The sequence below is a fragment of the Dyadobacter linearis genome, assembly GCF_907165045.1.
Classification (GTDB): domain Bacteria; phylum Bacteroidota; class Bacteroidia; order Cytophagales; family Spirosomataceae; genus Dyadobacter; species Dyadobacter linearis.
Map to the genome: position 1 here is coordinate 246,656 of NZ_CAJRAU010000003.1, position 23,902 is coordinate 270,557.

The 23,902-nt window shown below is 45.8% G+C and carries 24 protein-coding genes; 10 read left to right on the forward strand and 14 right to left on the reverse strand.

Features of this window, described 5'->3' with window-relative positions; genetic code table 11:
* Window positions 1-3 precede the first annotated feature (3 nt).
* Window positions 4-2,124 (reverse strand): ATP-dependent DNA helicase RecG, encoded by a 2,121-nt coding sequence (recG, locus tag KOD92_RS11510; protein ID WP_215233721.1) that lies wholly within the window; start codon window positions 2,122-2,124, stop codon window positions 4-6.
* A 187-nt stretch (window positions 2,125-2,311) separates the two neighbouring features.
* Here recG and KOD92_RS11515 point away from each other — a divergent pair, with 187 nt between their 5' ends.
* Window positions 2,312-2,812: a DUF2911 domain-containing protein gene (locus KOD92_RS11515; RefSeq protein WP_215233722.1), complete on the forward strand. Its 501-nt coding sequence runs from the start codon at window positions 2,312-2,314 to the stop codon at window positions 2,810-2,812.
* A 59-nt stretch (window positions 2,813-2,871) separates the two neighbouring features.
* Here KOD92_RS11515 and KOD92_RS11520 read toward each other — a convergent pair whose 3' ends face one another.
* The 6 genes from KOD92_RS11520 to KOD92_RS11545 form a co-directional block, all read right to left on the reverse strand.
* Complete coding sequence (locus tag KOD92_RS11520) at window positions 2,872-3,168, reverse strand: winged helix-turn-helix domain-containing protein (RefSeq protein ID WP_215233723.1); 297 nt, start codon at window positions 3,166-3,168, stop codon at window positions 2,872-2,874.
* 24 nt (window positions 3,169-3,192) lie between these two features.
* On the reverse strand, window positions 3,193-4,302 hold the full coding sequence (locus KOD92_RS27605; RefSeq protein ID WP_215233724.1) for a hypothetical protein: 1,110 nt from the start codon (window positions 4,300-4,302) through the stop codon (window positions 3,193-3,195).
* Window positions 4,303-4,336: 34 nt separating this feature from the next.
* On the reverse strand, window positions 4,337-4,711 hold the full coding sequence (locus KOD92_RS11530; protein ID WP_215233725.1) for a diacylglycerol kinase family protein: 375 nt from the start codon (window positions 4,709-4,711) through the stop codon (window positions 4,337-4,339).
* The gene (locus tag KOD92_RS11535) at window positions 4,686-5,363 is read right to left on the reverse strand and encodes a DUF1361 domain-containing protein (protein ID WP_215233726.1); all 678 of its coding nucleotides are present in this window, start codon (window positions 5,361-5,363) and stop codon (window positions 4,686-4,688) included. Before KOD92_RS11535 ends, KOD92_RS11530 begins: the two co-directional genes overlap by 26 nt.
* Window positions 5,364-5,461: 98 nt before the next feature.
* Complete coding sequence (locus tag KOD92_RS11540) at window positions 5,462-6,373, reverse strand: SMP-30/gluconolactonase/LRE family protein (RefSeq protein ID WP_215233727.1); 912 nt, start codon at window positions 6,371-6,373, stop codon at window positions 5,462-5,464.
* 25 nt (window positions 6,374-6,398) lie between these two features.
* Window positions 6,399-7,049, reverse strand: a complete 651-nt coding sequence (locus KOD92_RS11545; protein ID WP_215233728.1) for a thioredoxin family protein — start codon at window positions 7,047-7,049, stop codon at window positions 6,399-6,401.
* Window positions 7,050-7,399: 350 nt separating this feature from the next.
* Between KOD92_RS11545 and rplU the strand changes: the two genes are divergently transcribed.
* From rplU to KOD92_RS11575, 6 genes are all read left to right on the forward strand, one after another.
* Entirely contained in the window at window positions 7,400-7,711 is a 312-nt protein-coding gene (rplU, locus tag KOD92_RS11550; protein WP_215233729.1) for a 50S ribosomal protein L21, read from the forward strand.
* Between the two features lie 71 nt (window positions 7,712-7,782).
* On the forward strand, window positions 7,783-8,076 hold the full coding sequence (gene rpmA / locus KOD92_RS11555) for a 50S ribosomal protein L27 (protein ID WP_215233730.1): 294 nt from the start codon (window positions 7,783-7,785) through the stop codon (window positions 8,074-8,076).
* A gap of 141 nt (window positions 8,077-8,217) precedes the next feature.
* Window positions 8,218-8,814: a NifU family protein gene (locus KOD92_RS11560; RefSeq protein ID WP_215233731.1), complete on the forward strand. Its 597-nt coding sequence runs from the start codon at window positions 8,218-8,220 to the stop codon at window positions 8,812-8,814.
* A gap of 70 nt (window positions 8,815-8,884) precedes the next feature.
* Window positions 8,885-9,997, forward strand: a complete 1,113-nt coding sequence (locus KOD92_RS11565; RefSeq protein ID WP_215233732.1) for a hypothetical protein — start codon at window positions 8,885-8,887, stop codon at window positions 9,995-9,997.
* 2 nt (window positions 9,998-9,999) lie between these two features.
* Window positions 10,000-11,052: a ferredoxin--NADP reductase gene (locus KOD92_RS11570; protein WP_215233733.1), complete on the forward strand. Its 1,053-nt coding sequence runs from the start codon at window positions 10,000-10,002 to the stop codon at window positions 11,050-11,052.
* A 443-nt stretch (window positions 11,053-11,495) separates the two neighbouring features.
* Window positions 11,496-12,560, forward strand: coding sequence for a LacI family DNA-binding transcriptional regulator (locus KOD92_RS11575; RefSeq protein ID WP_215233734.1), 1,065 nt, complete (start codon window positions 11,496-11,498; stop codon window positions 12,558-12,560).
* Window positions 12,561-12,571: 11 nt separating this feature from the next.
* Here KOD92_RS11575 and KOD92_RS11580 read toward each other — a convergent pair whose 3' ends face one another.
* From KOD92_RS11580 to rbfA, 3 genes are read right to left on the reverse strand one after another with little or no spacing between them, the layout of a single operon-like run.
* On the reverse strand, window positions 12,572-15,205 hold the full coding sequence (locus tag KOD92_RS11580; RefSeq protein ID WP_229254639.1) for a M1 family aminopeptidase: 2,634 nt from the start codon (window positions 15,203-15,205) through the stop codon (window positions 12,572-12,574).
* A 44-nt stretch (window positions 15,206-15,249) separates the two neighbouring features.
* Entirely contained in the window at window positions 15,250-16,476 is a 1,227-nt protein-coding gene (locus KOD92_RS11585) for an FtsX-like permease family protein (RefSeq protein WP_215233735.1), read from the reverse strand.
* 17 nt (window positions 16,477-16,493) lie between these two features.
* Window positions 16,494-16,874, reverse strand: a complete 381-nt coding sequence (gene rbfA / locus KOD92_RS11590; protein WP_215233736.1) for a 30S ribosome-binding factor RbfA — start codon at window positions 16,872-16,874, stop codon at window positions 16,494-16,496.
* Between the two features lie 204 nt (window positions 16,875-17,078).
* On the opposite strand from rbfA, the gene KOD92_RS11595 reads away from it, so the two are divergent.
* Window positions 17,079-18,491, forward strand: a complete 1,413-nt coding sequence (locus KOD92_RS11595) for a hypothetical protein (RefSeq protein ID WP_215233737.1) — start codon at window positions 17,079-17,081, stop codon at window positions 18,489-18,491.
* Here KOD92_RS11595 and rpiB read toward each other — a convergent pair.
* Window positions 18,488-18,919: a ribose 5-phosphate isomerase B gene (rpiB, locus tag KOD92_RS11600; RefSeq protein ID WP_215233738.1), complete on the reverse strand. Its 432-nt coding sequence runs from the start codon at window positions 18,917-18,919 to the stop codon at window positions 18,488-18,490. The genes KOD92_RS11595 and rpiB overlap by 4 nt on opposite strands.
* Window positions 18,920-19,046: 127 nt before the next feature.
* Between rpiB and KOD92_RS11605 the strand changes: the two genes are divergently transcribed.
* A complete protein-coding gene (locus KOD92_RS11605; protein WP_215233739.1) occupies window positions 19,047-19,817 on the forward strand; it encodes an LOG family protein in 771 nt (256 codons plus the stop codon).
* A gap of 6 nt (window positions 19,818-19,823) precedes the next feature.
* Here KOD92_RS11605 and KOD92_RS11610 read toward each other — a convergent pair whose 3' ends face one another.
* Window positions 19,824-20,795, reverse strand: coding sequence for a ComEA family DNA-binding protein (locus KOD92_RS11610; RefSeq protein WP_215233740.1), 972 nt, complete (start codon window positions 20,793-20,795; stop codon window positions 19,824-19,826).
* Between the two features lie 116 nt (window positions 20,796-20,911).
* Window positions 20,912-21,952, reverse strand: a complete 1,041-nt coding sequence (locus tag KOD92_RS11615) for a DUF4097 family beta strand repeat-containing protein (protein ID WP_215233741.1) — start codon at window positions 21,950-21,952, stop codon at window positions 20,912-20,914.
* 228 nt (window positions 21,953-22,180) lie between these two features.
* Here KOD92_RS11615 and KOD92_RS11620 point away from each other — a divergent pair, with 228 nt between their 5' ends.
* Complete coding sequence (locus KOD92_RS11620) at window positions 22,181-22,402, forward strand: hypothetical protein (RefSeq protein WP_229254640.1); 222 nt, start codon at window positions 22,181-22,183, stop codon at window positions 22,400-22,402.
* 40 nt (window positions 22,403-22,442) lie between these two features.
* Here the strand turns inward: KOD92_RS11620 and KOD92_RS11625 are convergent, their stop codons facing one another.
* Window positions 22,443-23,828: a GH1 family beta-glucosidase gene (locus tag KOD92_RS11625; RefSeq protein WP_229254641.1), complete on the reverse strand. Its 1,386-nt coding sequence runs from the start codon at window positions 23,826-23,828 to the stop codon at window positions 22,443-22,445.
* Window positions 23,829-23,902 lie beyond the last annotated feature (74 nt).

A 23,902-nucleotide genomic window follows, 5' to 3' on the forward strand; every position in this document is an offset into this window, starting at 1 on the left:
CTGTTAACTGATCCTACTCCAGTTCGTTTCTTCCTTTTTCAGATTGTCGAGATGCAATTTGATGGGCTTATGAGCGGGCTGGAGTAAATCAGGATCTCTTCCCAGAATATCCTCCGCCGAAAGTCGCGCTGCTTTTAATATCTCCCCATCCTGTGCCAGATTAGCTACTAGCAAATCTACCAGACCGCTTTGCTGCGTGCCCGAAATATCCCCCGGCCCTCTCAATTGCAGATCAACTTCTGCTATTTCGAAACCATCATTGGTGCGGCACATCGTCTCGATCCGCAGCTTTGTATCTTTTGAGATTTTATAATCCGTCATCAAAATACAATACGATTGCTCGGCTCCCCGGCCTACCCTGCCTCGTAACTGGTGCAGCTGGGAAAGGCCAAATCTTTCTGCATTTTCAATGACCATCACCGAAGCATTAGGCACATTCACACCTACTTCAATAACCGTCGTGGCGACCAGGATCTTCGTTTCATGGCGCACAAAACGGCCCATTTCATAGTCTTTATCCTGCGACTTCATTTTCCCATGCAGGATACTGATCGGAACATCGGGAAAAGACCTTGAAACACTTTCATATCCGTCCATCAAATCTTTCAAATCCATTTTTTCGGATTCTTCTATTAATGGATAAACCATGTAGATCTGGCGGCCTTTCGCGATTTCTTCTTTTATAAAACCAAAAACAGAAGTCCGGTGCGCATCGTACCGATGTACTGTTTTGATTGGTTTCCTACCTGCGGGAAGTTCATCGATCGCAGAAATATCCAGGTCGCCGTAAAGCGTCATCGCTAGTGTTCTTGGTATTGGTGTAGCTGTCATAACCAGCATGTGCGGGTAAATGCGGCTGTTTTTGGCCCACAACCTGGCGCGTTGTGCTACGCCGAAACGGTGCTGTTCATCGATAATGCAAAGTCCCAGATTTTTGAACTGTACAATATCTTCCAGCAGCGCGTGCGTACCGACGATAATCTGCATGGAACCGTCGAGTAATTGCTTGTGAATAACCTCCCTTTCCTTCTTTTTGGTTGATCCGGTGAGTTTTCCAATGTTAACACCGAGTAGTTCTGCAAATTTCTTTAAACCCTGGTAATGCTGATCGGCGAGGATTTCCGTCGGCGCCATTAAGCAGGCTTGTGCGTCGTTATCCAATGCAAACAGCATACTGATAAATGCCACGATCGTTTTTCCAGAACCTACGTCGCCTTGCAACAGGCGGTTCATCTGCTTGCCCGTTTTTAGGTCTTCGTGAATTTCATGAAGTACCCGGATCTGCGCATTGGTAAGCTGGAAAGGCAGAAACTGATCGTAGAATATCTTGACCAGATTCGTGAGACTGAATACCATTCCCGGATATTCGGTCTTGTGCAAAAGCTTGTTCTTGATCAGCCGGAACTGATTGTAGAACAGCTCTTCAAATTTCAGCCTCCGCTGCGCCTGGTGCAGCGATTTCTGGCTTTCAGGTAAATGAAAATGCCAGAGTGCATCGGCCTTGGAAATGAGCCGGTACTTCCGGGTAAGATCTTCCGGAAGCGTCTCCCGGATATGCGATCGGGAGATTTCGAGCAGGCTCCGCATCATTTTACTGATCGCGCGGCTATCGACGAATTTCCGCCTTAGTTTCTCTGTAAGCGGGTAAATAGGTTGCCAGAATCCACCTCCCTGATTCTCATTCGTGAGCAGGTCAATATCGGGATGTGTAATGCTCCACCGCCCTCCGAAAGACAGCGGCTTGCCGTAGACGATATATTCCGTATTGGCCCGCAGACTTTTCTCGTACCAGTTAATACTCTGAAACCAAACGAGTTCCATCAAGCCCGTACCGTCAGAAAAGTAGGCTACCAAACGTTTCTTATTGCCCTCCCCAACGGTAGTGATTTCCCGCAGCCTGCCTTTGATCTGGGCGGCCGGAAGCTGTTCGTTCAGCTGCGAGATCTGATGAAAAACAGTACGGTCTTCGTGGCGGAAAGGATAATGCTGAATAAGATCGCCGAATGTAAAAATACCCAGTTCCTGATTCAGCAAGGCCGCTTTTTGCGGACCGACACCTTTTAAAAATTCGATCTTGGTGTCGAAGAAACGGGTTCTTACTGATGAGATAGTGTCTGGCGTCATTGTCCAAATATAACGCCAAAACTGTTAAAACGCGGATTAACAAGGCGCAATATGTTAATCAAAGTTAATGTCGCACGATGTCGCTACTTTCTCGACTGACCGGCTTGGTTAACAACATTTGATTTACGTATTTCGTTGAAATTTAAGTTTCCCAATCACCAAATTCAATTTAATAAAATCTAAGTTTATGAAAACAACATTCTTAGCACTTTTCGTATCCCTGATCGCATTGACGACAGCCTGCGCACAAAGCCCGAGAGTTACAGCCGAAGGCAAAAATGTGAGCGTCGCTTACGGTCAGCCATCTAAAAAGGGCCGCGTTCTGTTTGGAAAAGAAGGTAGCGAAAGCCTTGAAAAATATGACAAGATTTGGAGAACAGGAGCAAACAAATCCACTGAGATCACTTTCAAAAAAGACGGAATGTTTGCTGGTAAAAGTGTAAAAGCTGGTACTTACAGCCTGTTTACAATTCCTGGCGAAAAAGAATGGTCGATCATCCTGAACTCTGTTTTGGAACAATCAGGCGCTTATGATTACGAAAAAAACAAAGGCAAAGATGTTTTGAAAGTAACAGTACCTGCTAAGAAATACCCGACATCAGAAGAAAAACTGACATTCATGGTGAAAGACAATTCAGTTGATTTCCAGTGGGATAAAGAAGGATTTTCGGTTCCTGTGAAGTTCTGAGGATTTTAATACAAATAAAAAAACCGGAAGTTGGCCAGCCCAGCTTCCGGTTTTTTTTGCTATAAATTCTCTCGTATCATATTCTCCAAAACCTGCAAATGTTCAGAGAATGCTTTCTGTCCCTGGTCGGTGGCTTTGTAGGTGGTGAGTGGCTTCCGGCCGGAGAACTGCTTTTGGAATACTACATATTTAGCCTCCTCCAACGCTTTTAGGTGAGAGGCAAGGTTACCGTCGGTCAATTGTAAAAGGTCCTTCAATTCATTAAAACTGACAGAATCATTCACAACAAGTACCGACATCAGGCCAAGTCTGATTTTACTTTCAAAAACTTTATTAAACTTTTCTAACCAGTCCATATTTACAGTTTCCCTCCTCCGCTACTAATTAGCCTGCATAAATTGCATTGCATCGCGGTTTCGCGTCCATACTGCCTCGTCACGCAGACTATTCGCCTGTACTGTCATAATCGAGGACACAACTCCTGTCCCGACTGATACCCAAAAAAATGTCTTCCAGTTATCCCGGTTACCCGAAAGCAACGAAATAACCGAACCCGCCGAGCCGGCAAGCGATATTACCAGTCCGATACTACGGATACGACGAGATTTCAAATAAAGATTTAGCCCCCTTTCCGAAACCAGAAATTCCTTCGCCAGCGCCCGCTGTCCCGAGTACACTACATTATTTTTAACAAAACTATTTCCTCCCCGCAAATAAATGGTCTCTCTATCATACCATTTCACCGCCTGCCTGGTGACGCTGTCCTGCACGACCTGACTTTTTACCTGAGAAGCCGATCCAAACAAAATCAATATTAATAGGCATTTGACAAAAGTTTGTTTGCCGCCTGATTTCTCTCTATCATATTTATTATACATCGTTAATCCGTAAACGATATGCAGCACCCCAAAACCGATCGCCCAGAAGACAAGTGAATAGCCTGTCATAAATAGCGCAAGGCAACCAATTGCTATTTCCGACATGCCCAGATAAAATAGCTCCGGGTAAGTAAATCTGCTCGCATTCACGAGCGCAAGTCCGTAAAACAAGAGTGTAGCCGGGAATACCAGCCAGATAAACCCGTAATGCAGCATCGCCAGACAGAATACCCCGCCTGTACCTAATGGGATCAGCATACTGACGAGTAACCTCTTGGAACTGCCATTCCACAGCGTCAGGCCCCTTTTCTTGCCTTTTCTAACCGACATTACAATACCGACCGTCAGCGAAAGTATTAAAACGATCAGCCCGTCGGCGAACAGAAATCCGATCAGACCTTCTCTGGAAGTACCATGGTATGCGCCCAGAGGGCTTAAAATCTCTGCGAACCAATCCGTTTTGTAGCGCAGGTAAGCTGCGCCCGCTCCTATCAATGCGAAAATTCCGGCAAAAACGCCGCTTAATCCACTCAGCGACAGAAATTTGGAAGATCGCTCCATCAAATCGCGGATCTCGTGGAGCGTATGTAATGAGTCCTGGTTGGAGTTCATAAAGGCTTAGAAGTATAGAATACTAGGCTGATAGTCAGAACAATAATATGATTTTTGGCACGAAAATGATCCCGCCTGTTATTACTGCGGATATTGCCAGGATAAGTACCCCGGCCGCAGCAGTATCTTTTACAACTTTAATAACCGGATGATAATCAGCCGATACCAGGTCGGCTAACTTCTCGATGGAAGTGTTAAATGCTTCTGCGGCCCAAACCAGCGCAATCTGAATCACGATCACTATCCATTCCATCGGTGATATGTGAAAACCCACACCAGCGATCACTACTGCGATGCAGGCAATCAGGTGGATCCGCGCATTGTTCTCATACCTGAACAGATTAAAGATTCCAGCGCCAGCAAAAGTGAAGCTCCGCAACGCTTTACGGATATCTACGGGTCCTTTCATTTTGTTTTAATTCTGCAAAAATGTGGAACGCAAAGTACAATAACATCAGCACGAACGAAAACGAGAGGGTGTGTTTTATCGCAAGCGGATTCTGTGCACTCTCTAAAATACCGCGGAGCAGCGAGCCTGGCTGCGTCAGAATATCCCAACTGTTCCACCTTCCGTACCGGCCGAGGTATACGCCGAATCCACTCAAAATCATCGCGAACAGGATCCAGGCCCAGGCAAGTTGTTCATTCCAGCGTTTTGTTACAATGCGGTGCACAATCCTGATACTGTACAAGCCAGTCAGAAAACCGGCAACTGAAAACGTGAAGATCATCAGCGAATCGTACCAGATCATATTGTCGGCAATGCCGCGAAGGTGTTTCAAGTCGGTGATGATGTAGGGCGCATTGGGGAAGAATAATAGCCAGACAAACAAACAAATAATCAGCAGCCAGAACGGTGCGTTTTGCCTGCGTTCCATTTCCCAGACTGCTTTGATGAAGATCAGCGGTACCCAGGCAAGGAACAAATTCCAGGCGAGAAAAATGAAATCCCAGTCGTGGATCAGCATTCTGATGAGCAGGAGCGTCATCGCGGCGAATGAAACAAATGCAAGCAATGCGACTTTCTGATTGCTTTGAAGGTAGCGAGCCAGTTTCTCCATTGAAAAATGATTTTTATAAAGTACTTTGAGACACAAAGTAAGTTACAAAAAGTGAACTCTCCATGCATTACGCACGCAAACTCTTGAAATCCGTAAAATTATTTTTTGTTGTTCTGCTCAAAGGCTTTCATCATAGCCCATTCGCGGCCAGCAGTAGGCGCTTTGAAGGTTTCCAGGCAGCCACGATCCTGCAAAGTAATGTAGCAGGTTTTGCCATTTTTACCCCCGAAACAGATATTGGATACCTTTTTGCCGATTGTCTGAATAGTTTGGATAATCTTGCCTTCCGGTGAAAGTATCGCAACTTCTCCCTTTCCGTGTCTGGCAATATAGAGATTTCCGTTTACGTCGCAGCGCATTCCATCCATTCCACCGTCTGCGAACTGATGCACCAGCTTTTTGTTAGTCAAAGTACCGTCCGCGGCAAGGTCAAATGACCACACATTACGCTGTACACTCTCATTTACGTACAATTTCTTTTCGTCCGGACTGACCTCGATACCATTTGTGGTCCCCATATTTTTAGCCACAAGCCGGGTTTTTCCGTCGGGTGAAACGTGCCAGATTTGGCCGGTTCCGTCTTTCCAGTTAGGATCGGAGCAGAATATATGTCCGCCCGCCGTAATGGCCAGATCGTTTGGCTGGTTCATTTTCGGTTCATTCGCAAACACCGAAATGTCTTTGGTAATCAGGTCGACTTTGAGAATATTGTGGCCTGTAAAATCGGCTACGAAAAACGTATTCTTGTCGGCAAACCGGATTCCGTTGCCCGTACTGCCTTTCGGTAGTGTTACAAAAAAACTCGCGTTGCCTTTCTTGCTCATGATCGCAATGGTACCGTCGCGGGCGAAGTTGACAGCATATACATTTCCATCACTATCTACCGCCGGGCCTTCGCAATTACTGGTAAACTCGCCTTCATTAGAAAATTTCTTGCTTTTAGTTTGAGCAAAAGCTGATTGCAAAACTACCAGCGACACGAAAATGAGCAGAGGGAGAGATTTATTCATCGGAATATTTGAAAACAAACAGTTACTAGTTTTTCCACTTGATCGCGCAGCCCACCGGTTTGGTAATGGTAGTAACCACCGGTTTTCCACCGGTCAGATTACTTACTGCCTCGTCCACATAAAATTTGGTTGCCCCGCCAGCGTCCTGCGGATTATCGTCTATCATTCCAATATACCGGACCACAAATTTGGCGCCGGTTTTCTGGATCACGAAAACCTGCGGCATTCGGCTCGCACCAAATGCCTTTGCAACCTGCTGCGAATCATCAACAAGATATGGATAACTGTAATTTTTTGCCAGCGCCCGCTCTTTCATTTTCTCAAAAGCATCGTCAGGGTGCGTGCCAGGATCGCTCGGGTTGATGGCGACGACAGGAAATCCCTGCGAAGAGAATTTGTTATTTAATGCGATAATACGGTCCTCATAAGCTTTCGCAAAAGGACAATGGTTGCTGGTGAATACCACTATAATGCCCTTCACACTGCCGTAGTCCGCCAGGGAAACCATTCCGCCATTTGTATTCTTCAACCTGAAACTCGCAACCGCATCCCCTATCTGATACCCGCCCTGGCTTTGCAGCAGTTCATTTTTCTTAGGATCGGGCACTATTCCGGCATTTGAGATATTGACTAATCCTATACATAGAATCAGAGAAACCCATAAACAAATTTTCATATTGTTCGTTTTAGTATTCATTCTATGCTTAGACGCAATTTTGGCATGAAAGTAACAATCTGAGAAGTTAAAGTTTGTTAAGCTAATAAATCTTTGCTTTGACAAAACGTTTACCCACCCCGTAATTATATAATAGTACGATCTGTCGCACCGGGCGAGCCGTATTCCGGGCCGATCCACAGATTTAACATAAAGACAATCAATGCGTCCGTTTCCCTATTTAGCATTCAAATTAAACAGAAAAGAACCGGCATATCTGCCTAATAAACTCGCTAAAAGATTGTGTTTCTGTGATTAGCTGATTATCTTTGCACCTCATTTTAGAAAATCAGAATACTTAATTTATTAACATGTACGCAATCGTAGAAATCGCAGGTCAGCAATTTAAGGTTGAAAAGGGTCGCGAAATCTTCACGCATAGGCTTGAAGGTGACGTGAACGCTGCACTTGTATTTGACAAAGTCCTTCTCGTTGATAACGGAGGCACAGTACAGGTAGGACTGCCCCTGGTGGCAGGAGCCTCAGTAAAAGCAACTGTTCTTGAACACCTTAAAGGTGAAAAAGTGATCGTCTTTAAGAAAAAGAGACGTAAGGGTTACAGGGTTAAAAATGGTCACCGTCAGTATTTGACCAAAATCAGCATTGACGATATCGTAGCTTAATGCTTCGTTTCTTTTCGGCAACGAAATCAGTGTTTAATCAATCAGGAAATAACAATTAAAGTTAAGATATCATGGCACATAAGAAAGGTGTAGGTAGCTCGAGAAACGGACGTGAGTCAGAAAGCAAGCGTCTTGGAGTAAAATTATTCGGTGGTGAGGTTGCCAAAGCAGGGAACATTCTTGTTCGTCAGCGTGGCACCAAGCACAACCCAGGCAAAAACGTAGGTATCGGTCGTGACCATACTTTGTTTGCATTGGTTGCAGGTAATGTGGTTTTCCGCAAAACCCGTGAAAACAGATCTTACGTTCACATCGAACCGATCGCAGGTGCTGCTGCTCCTGTTGAAGCTACGGCGGAAGCATAATTTCAGCTGAAAGCATTTAAAAAGCCCGTTGGACCCAGTGTCTTACGGGTTTTTTCATTTATATAATCGGCGCCCGCAAAACCAAAAGCACACTTTGCTTGTTTGTCCATTATATCCCTTATTTCCATTATTTCAACTGACATGTTAACACGTCCTGTTTTTGTATATACCGAACTAAGCCCGAATCCAAACTCTATGAAGTTCGTTCTGAACTTTGAGCTTGTACCCGACGGACTTTCATTTGATTACCCTTCGCTGGAAGCTGCATTGGAAGAAGAAAAAGCGTCTCCACTCGCATCCGACCTGTTTCAGTTCCCACACGTGAAGCGCGTTTTCATAGCGAGCAATTTCATCACGATCACTAAGGATGAAAGTATTGCGTGGGAAGAGGTTTTGAGAGATACAAAGCAATTTATCAAGATCTATTTTGAAGAAAACCATCCTGTTTTTGAACAAAGAACTATTGATAAAAATACAGTAATCGTCGACTCTCGCGATTCAGACACGGTTCAGAAGATCAAAGCTGCGCTCGACCAATATGTTCGCCCGGCGGTAGAATCTGACGGAGGCGCTATTAATTTCCATTCATTTGATGAAGAATCAGGCAGGGTTAAGGTATTGCTACAAGGCTCTTGCAGCGGCTGCCCATCTTCTACATTGACATTGAAAGCAGGTATTGAAAACCTGCTCACCAGAATGGTTCCTGATGTAAAGGAAGTGGTTGCAGAAGGAGTTTAAGCGTTCAAATACGATAGTTATATAAACCCTGCCGAGAGACAGGGTTTTATTTTTTTATTAGTTTCGGGATATGAAGCCGCTGCTGCAACGATTTATTGAAAAGATAGAAAGCCTGCAATCCAAAGGCGACCAACTCTTTCCGCCCGGCATTTTTCCAGCAAAAAGAACTAACCCGCTGATCGGTTACCAGCGGCCGGATACGACGATATTCTTCTCGGCGATCAGCTGTTTTACACTCAAATCCATCCGGAAAAATGCAGACCGGCAAACCCAGGAGCTGATAGACAGCATTTGCAATAAAATCATTGCTAATTATCCTGATTTCCGGAACAAGGACGGTTTAGCCACCTATAATTTTTGGAAAACAAAACCTTCGAGGCACTTCCCCAACGGGCATATTTTCCACCGTTACGAGCACTTCCGCATTCCTGACGATATTGACGATACTGCATTCATTTACCTCACTACGGAGCGTTCGAAGGAGGAGCTGGTGTGGCTGAAAGAGAAGCTGGCAATGCATTCCAACGGGGCGAAACAGTGGATCCGCAATACCTACCCCGAGTACCGGCGACTGAAAGCGTATTCTACCTGGTTTGGGAAAAACATGTACGTGGAGTTCGATGTTTGTGTGCTGAGCAATATGCTATACTGTTTGTTTGACTCACAACTACCTTTGAATGAACACGATGAAGCCAGCCTGGAATATATCCGGTCTGTTATTGCGACTGATCGCTATCGTCAGGTACCTTTCCGTTGTGCGCACCAATATCCCCGCACGCCACTAATTATCTACCACGTCGCCCGCCTGATCGCTGCGTTTTCGCCGCCTGCATTGGAGTCTGTGAAAGCGAAACTGATCCGCGACACGCAGCATTTGCTGAGTACCACGACTTCTGACATGGACAAAGTGATCCTGAGTACCGCATTGCTCCGGCTGGGCGAAAAGCCCGCGCGCGTGCCGGTGGAAAATTTCACTGCCAAAAATTTCGACGGGTTCGTTTTTTTTATAGCAGGCCTGCTTACGGCCTACGAAAATCCGCTGCTTTACAAACTTTCGGTGCTTCCGCTTTTTCACATGTACTGGCTGTGTGAAGCCCATTGCTGGACCTTGCTGGCTGAATATGAAACGGTGTGGGCAATATCCGAAAATGTGAATGCAGTAACAGAAACAAAGCAGTATTGAAAATGGCAGATTCAACCATATCGTTACAGGTTCGACAAATTATCCCCGAGGTTAACGATGCGAAGACTTTTGTCTTTGAAAGAACCGACGGACAGCCGCTGGTGTACCAGGCCGGGCAGTTTTTGACCTTTCTGATCAACCTGCACGGTCACGAGGTGCGCCGCTCCTATTCCATGAGCTCCGCGCCCGGGGTGGATCAATATCCTGAAATTACCATAAAACGCGTCCCGAACGGAGAGATATCCAGGTTTTGGATTGATCTGGTTCAAGAAGGAGAGATTTTTACCGCACTGCAACCTTCCGGCCGGTTTGTGCTGGAAGACTCGCTTCCTGTTGAACGTGATATAGTTTTGATCGGAGCGGGAAGCGGCATTACGCCCCTTTTTTCTATTTTAAAACAGGCACTTACAAAAGACGAAAGATCGCACATCACGCTGATCTACGCCAGTCGGAATATCAGAGATACCCTCTTCTGGCATGAGATACTGAAATGGCAAGACAATTTCCCCACACGGTTCCATGTAATTCACGTGCACAGCCAGCCGACTGACGAATGGAATGGGATACGCGGCAGGATCAACAATACACGGTTGGAACAACTCGTCACAAAATCGCTGAAATTCGACAGAACGCACGCGCGATTTTTCATTTGCGGGCCATTTGACCTAATGCGCTCGGCAGAGATCACGCTGCATTTCATGGGATTCAGGAAAGATCAGATACGCAAGGAAAACTTTGTGATCACCTCACCTCCCCCGCCGCCACCCGATTCTCATCCGCACAATATCCTATTAAACTTTGGCGGGCAGCTGCACCGCCTGCACGTTCCAGCGCATTTCACTGTTCTCGACGCTGCGCTCAGCCAGGGTATTAAATTGCCTTACAGCTGCAAAGGAGGCCGCTGCTCGACTTGTGCGGGCATTTGCAAGAATGGCAAAGTGCACATGAGCGTAAACGAGGTACTTACTGACAAAGATCTTGCGGAAGGCTGGATATTGACCTGCTCGTCCTACGTGGACAGTGACGATGTAGTGATTGAGATCCCGTATCAGTAAAATCGAAAAAGCGCACACAGCAATGCGTACGCTTTTTCAGGATTTAGGATTAGTGGGTACTTTGAATTAAAAAAACTGGAAAAGGTTAAAGGTGGTTTTCGGACTGAAATTTCTACTGTGAAAGATTAAAAGACTAGAATAATCTTTCATTGCTTAAAGGTTTTACAAAATTAGTTGGAAAATTAAATTAACAAAGCAATTTTACACAAAAAGTGTTCGAACACGCATTAGAATTTGCTTAACGTTATCGTACACGATTTAATAAACAGAGCCAACATTCCTTTCACAAGAACAGATGTAGCTATCAACCAATATAAAATTTATTATAAATAAGCTTCGAATAGTATTGTCGCGACTATCCTTTCCGTAAGTATTATTCTGGCAAGTGATGGTAATTATTACTTTTGCTTGCTTTTGCAAAAAGCAATGACCTCCAAAAGATTGTGAAAAAGAAAATTGTAAGAATAAAAGACATAGCTGAAAAGGCACAAACCTCCAAAGGAACAGTTGACCGGGTACTTCATAACCGTGGGCGCGTGGCAGACGATGTTAGGGAGCGTATTTTGGGTATTATTAAAGAGCTGAATTACGAGCCGAATTTTATAGCGCAGTCCCTCAAATCGCAGAAAACCTACAATCTGGCTGTCCTCGTCCCTGATCCCGAGCTGGATCCGTATTGGCAGGCTCCCAAGATTGGACTTGAAAAGGCTGAGAAGGAGCTGCGGCAATATGGCGTGTCCATTACGCAATTCAATTTTGACCCGCACGACGACCAGTCGTTCATCGCCCGCGCGAAGGATGTGACAGCAGAAAAGCCCGACGGATTACTTATCGCGCCGGTTTTCTATAAAGAGGCACTTCCGTTTTTTAAGGAGTGGTTTGAAATGGAAATTCCTTATGTGCTGTTCAATACGCAGATCGAACACGTGAATCCACTGTGCTATATTGGCCAGGATTCGTACAGGAGCGGGTCGCTTGTTGCGAAGATCCTGAGTTTTGGACTGCAATCGTCGGGTACTATTCTGGTTGCGCACATCAATGAGGATATCTCGAACTCAGCGCATTTGATCACGAAAGAAGAAGGTTTTAAAGACTATTTCAAGCACCATAGCGGCGAAAAGAACTTCAATATCGTCAGTCAGGAAATTCATTTCGCGGAAGGATCCAGCCCCGATGCTGGATTGGATGAAATCAGGAAGCAATATCCAGACCTTAATGCGATTTATGTTACTAATTCGAAAGCATTTGAAGTAGCTGCTTATCTCGAAAAGCGCAAGTTGAAGGATATTAAGCTGGTAGGATACGATCTGGTCGAGCGAAATTTGCATTTTCTCAACAAAGAGGTGATCCACTTCCTGATCAACCAAAACCCGCTGGGGCAGGGTTACTGGGGTATTCACCAGCTCGCCAATCATTTGGTATTCAAAAAAGAAGTGGCCGCGATCAAGTTTTTGCCTCTGGATATTATTACAAAGGAAAATCTGGACTACTACCTCGATCCGCAATAGGAATTGGTTTGCTACAAATCGCCAAACTGGCTGTACATTTCTTTCAGCTTAGGTTCGGTTTCTTTTGCGCGAATGTCTTTTCTAAGTGCAGATACGCCTTGAATGTCGGTCAGAAGGCCAAGTGCCTGGAATGCGCCGAAACGAACGAAATAAGAAGAATTGTCGCGGGCTAAACCTTCTAAAACAGGAATACTCTGCCGCTGGACATCCTGTTTGGATTTAATAAGGTACTTACCAAAAACCTGCAAGAAATTGTATTTGTCGGTCGGTTTCATCGCCTTCATTTTTTCCAGAAACCAGCTAAACCGCTCAGGCTGTGCCAGGCCGGCGTAATAGTTTGCAACAGAAGTTACGATCGCGTCGTTGGGTGAATTCTCAAATTCAGCTGCGATCTCGCTTGCATCATTTGGCTGCGACATCAGATATTTCTCGATCGCAACCGATACTACCTGGTAAGAACTGTCCGTCAAAGCCTCCTTAAAAATCGAGTCACTATTATTGTCCCCGAAAGAAGCAAGCGTAATAATTGCCTCTGACCTTACCTGCGGGTGCGGATCTTTTCGCGCCAGACTCTGAATTTTCTTCTCAATATCCACAAAACCCGCTCCTGCATATTCCGAGAAGTTACTTACTGCCATTTGACGGAATTTCCAGAACGGATCGTCCATTGCCTTTTCAAGGATATTCTTGACGGTAGTGTCCGTTAGAGCCCCTTCCAGCTGCGATAAAGCATCATATTTATGCAAGAACCGGTCGCTGTGCTGGTATTGATATTCCATCTCGACCCTGTTCTTTTCATGCTCAACCACAGCCAGTAACTGCGCGTCGGAATCGAATACTACCAGATCAGGTTTTTTTGTAGCCGGAAATTCAAGTGTCTGATTCACTTTATCGACCACGACATTGTATTGATTTTTCTTTCCGTTTACCCAGACATCCACTTTCACCGGCAACCGGTACACCGTGGTAGCCAATGTATCCTGCGCCTGTTTTATTTTTAAAACCACCTTACTTGCATTCGCAAGGTATTCCTGTTGTATTTTCAAAGAAGGATGGCCCGGCCGGTGAAACCACTGATCAAAAAACCAGTTAAGGTCTTCGCCGGTAACCTGCTCGAATGCAGTTCTCAGATCGTCGATCTCAGCCGTGCCGAATGCATTTTTACGCAGATAATGTTTCAGGGAAGCAAAAAAAGCGTCGTCGCCTACATAAGATCTGAGCATGTGCAGGATCCTGCCGCCTTTTGCATACGAGTGGCTATCGAACATATTTTCCCGATCCTTGTAAAAATAGCGGATCATAGGAACCTGTTTTGTTTCCGATTCGAGCAAATACGATTTCATTTCCTGCAAATTACCCCAGTCGGCTTCGTATTTCCCGTCGTTATATTCGCTCCACAGATATTCAGAATAGTTTGCAAAAGATTCATTCAAAGGTAGTTGACCCCATTCTTCACAGGTAACATAGTCACCAAACCAGTGATGCGCGAGCTCGTGTGCGATTATTGCATCCGAGTTTCCGTCCACCAGTGAGCGAGCATCATTCTGAACGCCCTCTTCGTGCACAGTAGCCGTAGTATTTTCCATTGCGCCAGCCACAAAGTCCCGCACAGCCACCTGCGCGTACTTTTCCCAGGGATATTCTACACCGAAGATATTGGAGAAAAAACCCATCATTTCGGGCGTGCGGCCAAAGATCGCGTGTGCGTCAGCGCCGTATTTGGGCTCCACATAATAGCTCAGCTCCATTCCGTTCGGCATCATATCTTTGGCAATCACAAAATCACCCACCGCCATCATCGTCAGGTATGGTGCGTGCGGCAGCGATTGTTTCCAATGATCCGTCCGCATTCCTTTTTTACCTTCTTTTTGCGAGATCAAAAGACCATTTGACAGCGTTTTGAATGTACTGTCAACAGTAATGTAAATGTCCTGCGTGAACTTTTGGTTAGGTGAGTCGATCGTCGGAAACCAGCAGGAACTGCCCTCGGTCTCGCCCTGCGTCCATATCTGGCGCGGCTTGCCTTCATCGAGACCATCTGCATTGATGAAATATAATCCTTTGTCGGTCTGACTATCGTCTGGCTTGTTACGCGGCACATCGTTTGGTTTGGCGACATAGTCGATTTTTACAAAAAGGGTATCATTTCTTGTAAAATCCTTGTCCAGCTTGATGATCAGCTTCCGTTTGTCTTCGTAGGTAAAATTGAGCTTTTTGGTAATCTTCGCTGCGATTTCTTCGGAGTTGAGTGAACCGTAGTCACCTACTGTATCGAGCAGTGAAACGCTTTTGATATCAAAACCTTTCGCGTCCAGTTCGAGGGTATTCTGGGGCTTGAAATGCGCCTTGAACATGACGATCGCAGAGGCGGGTACCTGCTGCTTCGCCCAGTCGAACTGCACATCCAGCCGCGTGTAGAGAATATCGGACTTTTTGGTACGCTCGGGGCGGTAAGGTCCTTTCTTGGTGACCGTGCCGGGATTTCGTCTGTAAAGGGTGTCGGATTGAAAAAAGCTGGCGGCAGATCCCGAGTTGAAGGGTAGTAAAAGTATTAATCCGAAAAAGGTGAAGACCAATCGGCGAAAAACATTGGTATTGTGACCGGCCATATCCGCTTTAAGGTTGTGTGCTAGTAAGTTAATCAAATTGTCAGGTTTAAATAAACGATGTCTGGCTGCCCCGCCTTTGGTTACACTTTCAGGATCAATCCCGCTTCTGCGGCGCGGCGGGCTGGAATGTAGGATACCACCATAGTTATCATAACGACGATAATGCCTGTGTAGAGTATATCTTCCCATATTAATTTGACGGGATATGCATCAACCAGCGAGGTTGTCATTCCCATTGAAACGAAACCATATTTTATCTGTAACCAGCAAATCAAAACTCCACCCAAAAGACCCACGACAGCACCGGAAAGGGCTACAATTGCACCCTCCGCAAGAAATATCCGTCTTATCAGAGCGGGTTGCGCACCGAGCGAATACAACATGGAAACATCCTTTTTCTTTTCAATGGCCAGCATACTCAGTGAAAAGAAGATATTGATTGCAGCAACTAAAATAATCAGCGAAAGGGTTACCGCCACAAAAAGCTTTTCCATTTTGATCGCCCGCAACAAATCCGCATTCAAAGAGTCGCGATCTCTGACTACAAATTTACTGCCAAGCACTTCGGCTAATTTTTTACTCACATCCTGTTCCCGAAATCCCGGCGCGATATTGATTTCCAGCGCCGACCGGTCGCCGCGGTATTGCATGAGCGAATCCACCAGCGCAACCGGCGCGATCACGTAATCGTCGTAGCGGGTTTCAATAAAAAAAACGCCGCCCGGCCGCAATGCAAGGTGATTGAATGCATCAGACGAAGCGAGATTCAGCTGCTTGGTGTCTGTTCTGGGGTATAAAAATTCGAGCGGGACGGTAATATCTTCCAATGCAATTGAAAGTGCATTCCTGATACCTTCCGAAACGATCGCATAGGGCGTTCCGTTGGCTCCGGTCAATCGCAGCGAACCTTCGATGAGCGCAGTATCCAGTCGGCCAAGTGCTTCAAAACTCCTGTCTACACCCTTCAAACGCACAATTGTCTGCTGATTTCCGTAGCGGGCCAATGCATTATCCTCGATGATCTGTGTCACACCCCGGATCCCATTTACCTTTTTTATGGTTGTGAGCATACCATCGGTCACATTGAATCGCTTACCTTCTGCCGGCGTTACTTTCACATCCGCATCGAAAGTCTTGAAGATCCGCCGGTTCAGCTCTTCCATTCCATTAAAAACCGACAATACAACCACCATCGACATCGTACCAACCGCTACTCCCGCCATCGCAATGCGGGCTATCAGACTAATAAAACTTCTTTTATTACGCGAGAAAAAGTATCGAACAGCGATTCGGTACGAAAGATCCATGACGGGAAGATTAGAAATTAATTTTCTTCATCCTCGTCCGGGGTCGGGGGAGGTATGACGATATCCGAGAATAGCAGCTCCATTTTGGCAGCATATTCAGCAGTATCGTCCATATAAAATTGCAGATGTGGAACAATGCGAAGCTGGTGACGAACGCGCTCAGCCAGTTTCTGACGGATAAAACGCGTATTCTCCTTGATCGTGTCCAGTAAAATGGTTTTGTTTTTTTCGGGCAGAAAGCTCAGGTAAGCCCTCGCAATACTCAGGTCGGGAGTGACGCGCACGGCGGTGATCGTCACGATCGACCCGCTGATCAGATGCTGCGCATCTTTCTGAAAAATTTCACCCAGGTCCTTTTGTATCTGCCTGCCTACTTTCTGTTGTCTTTTCGATTCCATGTGTTATTTCATTATCGGAGAAGGGTTCGCACGCTACTTATCGGCTTGTCTGCTTCTCAGTTTAGGATATGCAAACTTACATTCCCAAATCATCCTTCCACGTTTTCCAATAAATACAAATATCCGTACTTATTTTGTTTTTGTAGAATACAGCGTTGTAATTTCGTAAAAGTTATCCCGTAAGTTACATAATCCGCATACTTCTTGCTTAGTTTTTTCCGAGTCAACGCAAGGTATCAGACGATCAGCCTGGTCGTATTCTTCCTGCTGCTGCGCCTGCCGTTTTTCCTGGGAGGATCTCCCCTATTGATCCCCGAACTGAGCTGGATGCTGGTGGGCGAGCAAATGGGTCGCGGCTTTATGCTGTATAGGGACGTGTGGGACAACGTAAGCCCGTTTTCGGGACTTACCTACTGGCTGATCGACAGCCTTTTCGGCCGCACGCAATGGGTTTATCAGATCGCTGCTATCACTGTTTCCCTGGTCCAGATCCTTTATTTCAACTACGTAATACATTCACGGGAAGTTTTTCCGGAACGCACTTTCCTGCCTGGTGCGCTGTATGCGCTTTTTCTCAATATCTCCTTCGATATGGGAACGCTTTCGCCGATGCTGATGGCGAATACCTTTTTGCTATTTGCTTTTGGTTCAATCGTTAAAATCCTCGTGAGGCGCGAGGTTACTACGCAGGTTTTTGAAATGGGCTTGTATGTAGGTATTGCCACACTATTCTATCTACCTGCTTCCCTTTTTGTTGTCTGGGCGTTTCTGGCTTTGCTTTTTTACACCGGCTCTACATTCCGCCACCATTTACTGGGGCTTTTCGGTTCGATATTTCCTTTGATGATGGTCGTGCTTTTTTTCTATTTAAATAATGGAATGGAAAGTCTCAACAGAAACCTGCTCACTTCTGTATTTCAGGTAAAACAATATAACCTCAACGATTTCTCGTCGCTCCTGGCCTCGCTGCTTTTGCCGCTTGGGTTTGGGATCATGGGTTTTATGAGGATATTCACTACCCTGCGGTTTGTCAACTATCAGACTCGCATTCAGCAGGTTATGGCGCTGTGGTTTATAGTAGCAGTTTTTACAATACCCTTAATGCAGTTTTTGGCGCCAATGCAGTTTGTGATCTTCATACCGCCTGCCGCATTTTTTGCCACGCATTATTTTCAAAGTTTTAAGAAAAACAGCTGGGCCGATGAGCTGCAATTTACGCTGATGGGCGCAGTGATCATAATGATCCAATACCAGGGATTGAGGGGTATTATCCCTGGTCTTTCAATGGGTAAGCTGGAAAATTTGAGGACAAAACAGGCTAACCTTCCCGAGCAGATCAACGGGAAAAGGATACTGGTACTGGGCAGTCACAGCGGGGAATACATGAATAATTTCACCGCTACACCGTACCTCAACTGGGAGCTCGCCAGTTACGATTTAAGAAATCTCGACAATTTCGACAGCGTGATCCACGTGTACGACAACTTCAAGAAAGACCCGCCGGATTATGTGATCGACAAGGTCAATATGATGCCGAAATTGTTGAGCAGGGTGCCGGCTCTGAAAGAACAATACGAGCTCAGCCCCTGGAAAGGTATTTATCAGCGGATCAACTAGCAGGATATTTTATCAACCCGCGTCTGGTGGCGGCCGCCTTCAAATTCAGTCGCCAAAAATGCTTCCAGACTCGCCAATGCAGTTTCCAGCTCAATGAAACGTACAGGAAAACAGATCACATTCGAATCGTTATGCTGGCGCGCAAGTGCAGCGAGCGGCAAATCCCAAACCAGTGCGGCCCGGATTCCCTGATGCTTATTGGCGGTAATGCAAACGCCCTGACCGCTTCCGCACAGCAATACCCCTTTTTCATACTCCCCACTCTCGACAGCACTCGCAACCGGATGCGCGAAATCGGCGTAATCGGCAGAATCTGCACTGTAAGTCCCGAAATCCTTGGTTTCGAAACCGTTAGCATTCAGCCACTCAACAATAGGTTCTTTATATGGAAATCCGGCGTGATCTGAGCCGATAGCAATTTTTCTCATTACTTTTCTGTTAATTAAGGCCCGTCTGGTTTAGGACGGAAAGTTAGTAGAAAACGTTCTCTGTTTTGGACGTTAGTATTACAAAAATACCACTATCTCATTTAACAATTAAATGCAGCAAGAGAATATGAGTGAAGAAAATAAGCCAACCAATGCAGAATTAGTCGATGTATCCCTTCTCAATCCGGCTGTTCCGGAAGATGAAAAAAGGATTAAAGAAGCATTTGAAGATAGAAACTGGAGTGAGATAAAAAGTGCGGATTCATGGGTTATATTCAAGGTAATGGCCGAGTTTGTAGAAGGTTTCGACAAGCTTGCGAAAATCGGCCCCTGCGTTTCCCTTTTCGGTTCGGCGCGCACATTGCCTGATAATCCACATTATAAAACAGCCGAAGAAATCGCTGCCAAGCTGGTTCGTCACGGATATGGTGTGATCACAGGCGGCGGCCCCGGTATTATGGAAGCGGGTAATAAAGGTGCATTCGAGCAGGGCGGTAAATCCGTCGGATTGAATATCAAACTGCCTTTTGAACAGCATAGCAATATTTACATCGACCACGACAAGAGCATCAACTTCGATTTCTTCTTCGTGCGCAAAGTGATGTTCGTCAAATATTCACAGGGTTTTATCGTAATGCCCGGTGGTTTCGGTACACTCGACGAACTGTTCGAAGCGATGACGCTGATTCAAACCAAGAAAATCGGCCGCTTTCCTATTGTGCTCGTGGGCAGCTCGTATTGGACCGGCCTGCTCGATTGGATCAAAGGAACGATGCTGACAGAAAAAAACATCAATCCGGAAGATATGAAACTGATCAGCGTAGTAGATACGCCCGACGAGGCGGTGCAGGTAATTGACAATTTCTATTCAAAATATCTGCTGAAACCGAACTTTTGATTGGTATTAGTCAAACGAAAGGTAAGGTTCCAATTTCCGGAGCAACTCCTCGTCGATCGCTTTTACCTTTTTCAAATCGTCGCTATTCCGGTAGTTCCCATGTTGGTTTCGGTAATTAATAATGATCGAAACCAGCTTTTTATTTTTCAGATAGCTGTGTCTGCCCAGTTCCTCCGCCGTCGCGACATTGATATTGATTTTCGTAACCGGCACCGATATCGATGTGTATTTGTTCAGTTCCGCCAAAGCCAGCGAATCGAGGCCGAATATCTCAGAGAACTGATTTTGGGAGTGAAAACCGCCGAGTCCATCCCGGAATTTCAAAATTCTTAATGACAATTTTGTTCCAATACCTCTGAGTCTTACCAATTGCGTCGTGTCCGCAGTGTTAATATCAAACGCAGTTATTGTAGGTGTCCGGTACTTGGGTAACGCTCCGGTCGCATTTGGTCTTCTTGTACTTTCACCAAATTTTGTATTGGCTTGCGCATTTTCATAAGCCGGCAGTACTAGGTAACCTTCCAGCTTTTGGTACAGGTCGGATGGGAAATCGTAGATATTGAGCAGGTCTTCCTTCTTACGGAACTTGCCGCCCTTTGACCTGAACTTGTCAATCCTTTTTGCCAGAAAAGCTGGGATACCAAGTTCCGTCAGCTGTTCCACAGAGGCAGTATTTGGGTCAAAACGGAAAAGCCTGACCGGCTTTTTGCTTTTCGGTTCAAAGCCTCTTTTTGAAAATCCGCGGTCATTTTCACGCTTCAATGCATTTTCGGTCTCAATTCCCGCGACAATACTATCCAGCTTCTGCGCGGTCAGCGGCTCAGTGGAAGGCGGCATTAGTGGCAAAATGAAACGACGGAACACAAAAGGTGTCCAGATCAGCACCACACAAATTAGAATGAGCGCCAACGCGCCCCGCGCTTCTTTTTTGGAAACACCAAAGTAGTCCTGGAAAAGCGCTGTCAGTTTTTTGTACATGAGTCAAAAGAGTGAGAATTTCTCTTTTGACGTCACTTCCCCGATTTAGTATCAGATTTTTGCAAATAAAAAAAGCGTCACGCATGCACGCAACGCTTTCCCGGTACTCAAAAAACTTATTGATTGACGTAAACGCTGCCTGCGCTGGCTGAAAGAGTGACAGGAATTCCGCCGCCATTCATCGTTCCGCTTACATGTTCCTTTTCTGCGCGACCGTTGAAATTTCTCAAAGGGATATTCACCTTATTTCCTCTCAGATTCAAATCCATACCTGCGTCCATCGGCATCGTCACGCGCACACTGCCGGCCGAGCTTGAAATATCAACATACTTGCCCAGCTTCGTCAACTCCACTTCCACACTCCCTGCGCTCGTACTTGCCTTTATGCTGCCCGAAACGTTGGCCAGCCGCACAGAACCGCCCGAAGTGCCGGTATCCAATGCGCCGCTGATATTCTCGCCTTTCACACTTCCACCACTCGTATGCGCCATAATTTCCCCGTCGATATTATTCAAATGAATGCTGCCACCGGAGGTATTCAGCTCGATTTTCCCTTTCAATTCCAGCGCCTTGATACTTCCGCCGCTGGTTTCCAGGATAATTTCATCCCTGCAATTTGCGACGTCAATGCTCCCGCCAGATGTGCGGCCGCGGATCACCCCGCTCAGATCGTCCACCTTCAAGCTGCCGCCGCTGGTAGCAAAATTCTGCTCGCCCGTCAATGAAGCGATTTTAATGCTGCCGCCGCTCGTTTTAAGATTGGTAGCGATATTTCTTGGCGCAAAAACCTTGAAGCCGATAGAAACGCTTTTATCATTCCATTTCACCCCATTTTTACGCTTTGCGGTAGCCACTACCCTGTTCCCCTCTGTCCCGATCAGAATATCGAAATCTTCCAGCCTATCTTCTATTTCCTCTTTCGACAATTCTTTTTTTCCATTCCAGTTATTAGGCCGCACGTACATATCCACCCGAAAACCATCGTTTTGGCCGCCTGTTACAGCAATAGAGCCGCCCGATGTTTCAACTTTCAGTTCTTTTAAAGATGCATTTGTAAATTTCTTGCTAACGTAAGGCTTTTCATCGTCGGACTGGGCAATCACCGCCGTGTGCAACAGCAGGCTCAGTGCAGCTAATAGTAAAGTTCTTGTTTTCATGATCGGTCGAATTTGTTTTTTTAATGATGCTTAAATAAAAGCTTAGGTTGCGTGAAATAGTTAGAAAGAATAAAGCCAGAAGTTTTAATACTGATTATCAGCTATTTAAATATAACATCTTGTTCAATTACGGACATTTGGTACAAACCGCAAATAAGAACTGCTGTGACTACCGGGTACAGGTACGGTTTTTGAACTTCCATTATTCCAATTATTAACCCAATGAATATGTATCAGATTGAAGTAGTCGACCAGGCCGATAATGATCTTGTATGGAAAATCCTGCAAACACTCGAACAAAGGGGACTGATCACACTCAAAACCGGGGATCACGTCGATGCGGAAAAAGCGACACCTGCCACAGAAGAGCAGGTTCAGGAAATTATTGATGAAGCAGAACTGGCCCCCTATTATTCGGAAAAGGAAGCGAAGGACATTCTTAATTTGTAAGGTTAAAACTAATAATCACTTGTAGATGAGCCACTAGCATTTAAGATTTCAAAAATCGACTGAACCAACGACCGGAGCTTTTTACAATGCGTTGCTGGGTTTTGAAATCTACAAATACCAATCCGAATCGCGCAAGGTAACCTTCTGCCCATTCAAAATTGTCCATCAAAGTCCAGGCGAAATAGCCTTTTACTTTGATCCCTTCTTTCCGCGCTCTCAAAATAGCTTTTAAATACTGCTGAAAATAAACCGTGCGATCGGGATCATCGACTTTGTCCTCTCTCCGAATATCCTCAAAAGCAGCCCCGTTTTCAGAGACTATAATATCTCGTACACCCGGGTACGCAGCAAATTGTTTCAGGATTTTGAACATTCCGTCAGGATCAATTTCCCAGCCCATACTCGTCACAGGCACGTTCCGCAGAATTGCCGGTACTTCTTTCAGCCACAGAACCGGAGCGAGGTAAGAGTGCTTGACCACCACACTGAAATAGTTTTGTAAACCGATAAAGTCAAAATCAAATCTGAGCTTTTCCAGATCGCCGGGCTGCATATACCTTTTCACTTTGGCCAAAAAAGGAAATGCATCGACAGGATATCCCAGCCCCAATGCAGGTTCTACAAAAAGCCGGTTCATCAATGCGTCCGCCCGTTTTGCGGCCCGCACATCGGCGGCGCTGCTGCTGTTCGGATACACATACGAACACGAAACGGCTGTTCCAATATATGCATTGGTAACCTCCGCCCGCAAAATACGCCCGCTTTCCGCCTGACATAATGCAAGGTGGTGCATCACTGGGAGGAAATTCCAGATACCCTTTTTCCCCGGCGCGTGAAGGCCGGTTGTGTAACCGAGCCCTGCTACCGCCATCGGTTCATTTAATACGATCCAGCAGCGCACGCGGTCGCCGAATGCTTTGGCACAAACGGCAGTATATTCCGAAAACCAGCTCACAATATCCCTGTTCATCCAACCGCCCCGGTTTTCCAGCGCCTGCGGCAGATCCCAGTGATAAAGTGTGATCCAGGGTTCTATTCCAAGTTCAAGGCATTTATTAATGAGATTATTATAAAATAAAATCCCGGCCTCATTAACAGTGCCGGTGCCTTGCGGCAAAATGCGTGACCAGGAAATGGAAAACCTGAATTGCTTGAAGCCCAGTTCTTTGACGAGTTGCAGGTCACTTTCATATCGATGATAGAAATCGCAGGCTTCGGTCGCATTTTGTCCCAGCTTGATCTTGCCTTTTCTTTTTGCAAAAGTATCCCAGATACAGTCGCCCCGCCCGTCGGTATTCACAGCGCCTTCGATCTGGTAGGCAGCAGTAGCGACTCCCCACTTAAATTCGGCACCAAAATCGGCGCGGCAAAATTGACTTTCATCCTGCTCTGAAATACCGGAGATATGCGTTGTAGCTGCTGCCAAAATGTAACCCGTTTTACTAAAAGGTATAAACATATAATAAAAAACCCTTTGCCCGAGCAGGACAAAGGGTTTTT